Annotated in this window: 3 protein-coding genes and 1 pseudogene; 3 read left to right on the top strand and 1 reads right to left on the bottom strand. The window is 65.1% G+C overall.

Features of this window, described 5'->3' with window-relative positions; genetic code table 11:
• The first annotated feature begins 120 nt into the window (after window positions 1-120).
• From EOC06_RS34000 to EOC06_RS33990, 3 genes are read left to right on the top strand one after another with little or no spacing between them, the layout of a single operon-like run.
• Window positions 121-1,665 (top strand): sugar ABC transporter ATP-binding protein, encoded by a 1,545-nt coding sequence (locus tag EOC06_RS34000; RefSeq protein WP_128309863.1) that lies wholly within the window; start codon window positions 121-123, stop codon window positions 1,663-1,665.
• Between the two features lie 53 nt (window positions 1,666-1,718).
• Window positions 1,719-2,714 carry an ABC transporter permease gene (locus tag EOC06_RS33995; RefSeq protein WP_127397371.1) on the top strand — a complete coding sequence of 332 codons (996 nt, stop codon included), beginning with the start codon at window positions 1,719-1,721 and terminating at the stop codon, window positions 2,712-2,714.
• A gap of 23 nt (window positions 2,715-2,737) precedes the next feature.
• Window positions 2,738-3,637, top strand: a complete 900-nt coding sequence (locus EOC06_RS33990) for an aldose 1-epimerase (RefSeq protein WP_128309862.1) — start codon at window positions 2,738-2,740, stop codon at window positions 3,635-3,637.
• Window positions 3,638-3,676: 39 nt separating this feature from the next.
• Here EOC06_RS33990 and EOC06_RS33985 read toward each other — a convergent pair.
• Window positions 3,677-4,043, bottom strand: a pseudogene (locus tag EOC06_RS33985) (phosphonate metabolism protein/1,5-bisphosphokinase (PRPP-forming) PhnN); the annotation flags it as partial.

The raw sequence follows: 4,043 nt of genomic DNA, 5'->3' as shown, positions 1-4,043 counted from the left end.
GTGGCTCGCCCCGGAAGGGGTAAGGGTGAGGGGCAGCGCGACGCCTCGCTTTTTATTGACGGGCCTCCCAAGGCCCGTCAGTCTGCGAGGAGGCCGTTCCGCCAATCGCTGTCAGGCATGATGAACTATTCCGACACATCCATTGCTGCATCCGTGACCGCCCCGTTCCTCAGCCTCGAGAACGTGCGCAAGACCTATCCGGGCGTCGTCGCGCTGGACGGCTTCTCCATGGAGGTCAAGCCGGGCGAGGTTATCGGCCTCGTCGGCGAAAACGGCGCCGGCAAATCGACCTTGATGAAGATCCTCGGCGGCGTCACCACGCCCGACAGCGGCACGATCACGGTCGACGGCACCGCGCATGACAGGCTCTCCGTCGAAGCCAGCCTGGGTTCGGGCATTGCCTTCGTCCACCAGGAACTCAACCTGTTCGAAAATCTCGATGTCGCCGCCAATATCTTCTTCGGCCGCGAGCCGTTGCGTGCCGGGCCGCTGAAACTCGTCGACCGCGCCAGGCTGCGCACCATGGTGGCGCCGCTGTTGAAGCGCGTCGGCGCCAATTTTTCCGCCGACACGCCGGTTGCCACCCTGTCGCTGGCCCAGCAGCAGATGGTCGAGATCGCCAAGGCACTGTCGATCGAGGCGCGGCTGGTCATCCTCGACGAGCCGACATCGAGCCTGCCGCTCGCCGAGACCGACAAATTGCTCGACGTCATCAAGGCGCTCAAGGCCGACGGCATCAGCGTCATCTTCATTTCGCACCGCCTGCATGAGGTCGAGCGCGTCGCCGACCGCGTCGTCGTGCTGCGCGACGGCATGCTTGCCGGTACGCTGGGCAAGCATGACATCGGCCACGACCAGATGGTCAAGCTGATGATCGGCCGCATGCTGAAGGAGCGCGAGAAAGCCTCGGAAGCGGCGCGTGCGCCCGGCGCCGTAGCACTCGCGGCCAAGGCCATCCGCACACCTGCCTATCCCGGCCGGCCGGTCGATCTCGATGTCAGGCGCGGCGAAATCCTCGGCCTCGCCGGCCTTGTCGGTTCCGGCCGCACCGAGCTGGCGCGGGTGTTCTTCGGCATCGACTCGAAGCTCGGCGGCGCGCTCGAACTCGACGGCAAGCCGCTCGCGCTGGCGTCCGCGGCCGACGCCGTCGCGCACGGCATCTTCCTGGTGCCGGAAGACCGCAAGCTCACCGGCATCCTGCTCGACCTGTCGATCGCGCAGAACATCTCCCTGCCCAATCTGCCCGCGCATGCGCGCCGCTCCCTGGTGTCCAAAAGCGCCGAGACCGCCACCGCCGAGAAGCAGAAGAAGGATCTCGGCATCAAGGCGCCTTCGGTGCAGACGCGCACCGGCACGCTGTCGGGCGGCAACCAGCAGAAGGTCGTGCTCGGCAAGTGGCTGGCCATGAACCCCAAAGTGATGATTTTGGACGAGCCGACGCGCGGCATCGACATCGGCGCCAAGGCGGAAATCTACGGGCTGATGCGGGCGCTCGCCGATGCCGGCGTCGCCGTGCTGATGATCTCGTCGGACATGGAAGAGGTGATCGGCGTGTCCGACCGCATCGCCGTCATGCATGAGGGCCAAATCTCGGGCATTCTCGACAAGGATCGGTTCAGCCAGGAAAACGTGCTGCTGCTGGCGGTGGGCAAGCAGCCGAAGTAGTTTTGCCGGGGTCTCGCTCAAGCGCGATCCGCTCAGGCATTGGGGAGAAGACGATGAGCAAGAAAGATCTCGGCCTGCTGATCCTGATCCTGGTGGTCGGGGCGATCGTGGCGATCATCAATCCGCGCTTCCTGCTGCCGATCAACCTCGCCAACACCTCGAACCTGATCGGCCTGTTCGGCATCCTGTCGATCGGCCAGGCCTTCGTCATCATCACCGGCGGCATCGAATTGTCGGTCGGCTCGGTGGTCGCGCTGCTCGGCACGCTGTTCATCGACTTCATCGCCGTGCGTGGCATGGAATGGCCGCTGGCCTTCGTGCTCATCCTGCTGCTTGGCGCCATCATCGGCCTGGCGCATGGCTGGTTGATCACAAGGCTCAAGCTGCAGCCCTTCGTCGTCACGCTGTGCGGCCTGCTGATCTACCGCGGTGTTGCCCGCTTCTACACCGCCGACGGCACCGCGGGTTTTGCCTTCGGCCAGAATTTTCCCGACCTCGAATTCCTCACCGCCGGGCGTTCCTATGGCGTACCCAACAGCTTCATCGCCCTGATCGTCATCTCGATCGTCATGTGGGTGGTGCTGCACCGCTCGGTGTTCGGCCGCTATCTCTACGCCATCGGCAAGAACGAGGAGGCGGCGAAATATTCCGGCATCCGCACCGGCCGCGTCGTCATCGCCGCCTACGTCATTTGCGGCGTGCTGACGGCGCTGTCGGCGATCTATTTCGCCATGTACACGCGCTCGATCTCACCGGCCAGCCACGGCCAGTTCTACGAACTCTACGCCATCGCCGCCGCCGTGCTCGGCGGCTTCTCGCTGCGCGGCGGTGAAGGCTCGCTGATCGGCGTCATCCTCGGCACGGTGCTGCTGCAGGAACTGCAGAACCTAGTCAACCTGCTCGGCATCCCGTCCTCGCTCAACTTCGCGGTGATGGGCGGCGTCATCCTCATCGGCGTGCTGGTCGACCAGCAATGGGGCGTGTTCCGGGAACGGCGGCTGATGGTCGACGCCACCCGAAAAAGCGCCGCCGGCGCGGCCGCGGAATAGCGCCTCGCGGCGAATGGCGGGCGATGGCTGCAATTCCTGAACCGTTGACGCTCAGGGCCGGCGCGCTCGAAGCCGAACTGGTGCCGCAAATCGGCGGCAGCCTCAGCGCGCTGCGCTGGCGCGGCATCGATCTCATGCGCAGGCTCTCGGACCATGATCGCGAAGCGGGCAACGTGCTTGGCGTTGCCATGTTCCCGATGATGCCCTACGCCAACCGCATCGCCGGAAATACCTTCGAGTTTCGAGCGAAGCGCTGGCGGGTCCAGCCCAACAATCCGCCCGAAACCATCAACGTGCATGGCAGCGGCTGGAAACACCCCTGGACTGTCACTGCGGCGGGCGACGCCCAGGCAACGCTGTCGCTGGATATCGCAGCCGGCCTCGAACCCTACTCCTATCACGCGACGCAGGCTTTCGTGCTGTCCGAAGAAGGCCTCGGCGTGACCATGACACTGACCAACACGGGGCCGGTTTCCATGCCGTTTGGTTTCGGCCTGCATCCCTGGTTCGATCGCGACCCGGACGTCACGCTGCAATTCAAGGCCGCCCGGTTCTATCTGGAGGAACCGCAAGGCATCGCCGGCGATCCGATAGCGCTTGCGCCCGAACTCGACTTCGCCGAGGGCCGGCCTTTACCCGCCGGCTGGCGCAACAATGATTATGGCGGCTGGACGGGTGAGGCGACGCTTCGCTTTCCGGCGCGCGGCGCGGGTTTGCGCATCAAGGCCGATCCGATCTTCAAGCACCTGATGCTGTACGCCGACCCGGCCAAGCCTTATTTTTGCGTCGAACCGCAGACCATGGCCTCCGGTGCTTTCAACCGGGGCGGATGGAGCGATCCGGACGAGGGCACCATCGTACTCGCCCCAGGTGAAAGTTCGGCTGGCACGGTGTCGCTGATGCCCTTTGCGCTTGGGGCTTAAAGCGCCCATCGCGTGTACGACGCGTCAGGAGCCGACGATCTAGATCAGGCCCGACATGTCGGAAAAAGCCATCGCCTTGCGCAGCACCTCGGCGAAGCGTTCGCCGGCCGTCTCGCGCGGGCCGCTGTTGTCGATCGAGGTGACGCCGGGCCCGGACAGAGTGACATTGGCGCTGCGCGCCAGCCGCGCCAGCACTTCGCCGCGTGACTCGCGGCCGCGCATCGCCAGACGCTCGGCCAGCACTTCAGGCGAGGCGGTGATCTCGACGATGGCCAGATTGGCATAGCGTTCGCGCAAGGAGGGGATGATCGCGCGCGACACATTGGCGACAGCGACACGGCCATTGGCAACGGACCAGTCGACATCGGCGGGGATGCCGTAGCGCAAGCCGTGCGCTTCCCAGGAG

It is taken from the genome of Mesorhizobium sp. M7A.F.Ca.MR.362.00.0.0, assembly GCF_004023175.1.
Taxonomy (GTDB): Bacteria; Pseudomonadota; Alphaproteobacteria; order Rhizobiales; family Rhizobiaceae; genus Mesorhizobium.
The sequence above is the reverse complement of the archived record's forward strand: the minus strand, read 5'-3'. Positions and strand labels throughout refer to the sequence as shown.